Genomic DNA, 252 nt, shown 5'->3' with positions numbered 1-252 from the left:
ATTCGATTCATAAACCAATATTGCGTAATGGCTAAATATTCTCGGACATTCGATGGGATGATAATTGGCTTCGGTGTTTTGGCAGGAAGCCCTTCTAATTGCAAACCTTGTTTTGCTGCTATTTTTTTCGCTCTAAACATATGGAAATCGTTTGTTACGATCATACCTTTTTTCATATTGGCTGGAATTAACGGTTTTGAGAATGTAATATTCTCATCTGTACTCGTTGATTTATCCTCCATTATAATACGG

Annotated in this window: 1 protein-coding gene; it reads right to left on the bottom strand. The window is 35.7% G+C overall.

Going from position 1 to position 252, the window contains the following annotated elements:
* Positions 1-252: YdcF family protein (locus JDS96_RS31295; RefSeq protein ID WP_199669177.1), on the bottom strand; the 252-nt coding region annotated here is incomplete at both ends.

The organism is Bacillus cereus group sp. N21 (assembly GCF_016483395.1).
GTDB lineage: Bacteria > Bacillota > Bacilli > Bacillales > Bacillaceae_G > Bacillus_A > Bacillus_A pseudomycoides.
This window is presented reverse-complemented; position numbering and strand designations above follow the sequence as displayed.